The sequence below is a fragment of the Shewanella sp. CAL98-MNA-CIBAN-0140 genome (assembly GCF_040309905.1).
Taxonomy (GTDB): domain Bacteria; phylum Pseudomonadota; class Gammaproteobacteria; order Enterobacterales; family Shewanellaceae; genus Shewanella; species Shewanella psychromarinicola.
This window is the reverse complement of record NZ_JBEOPI010000180.1, coordinates 1-269: the sequence shown is the minus strand read 5'-3', so window position 1 is coordinate 269 and position 269 is coordinate 1. Positions and strand designations below refer to the sequence as shown.

1 pseudogene is annotated in these 269 nt (G+C 56.5%); it reads left to right on the top strand.

Annotated elements, in window-relative coordinates:
- Window positions 1-269 (top strand): annotated as a pseudogene (locus tag AAEY93_RS20670) (hypothetical protein); the annotation flags it as partial.

Here is a 269-nt window from a genome sequence, read left to right as displayed (position 1 = left end):
ATTTGAAAGTGATGGCCGTGGATGACCGATTTGTCGATGCCAAAGGCAACTTTATGGAAGAGGTGCCGTACTTGGGCATGGCCGCATTTGAGGTGGGCCAGAAGCAGGGCGCTGCCATGGCCGCCGAAGCGAAAAAACGCGGTTGGGACTGGAAGGACACCTATGCGGTGATCAACACCTTCAACGAACTCGACACCGGCAAGAAGCGCACTGACGGCTCGATCAAATCCCTGGAGGAGGCGGGTATTCCCAAGGACCACATCCTCACC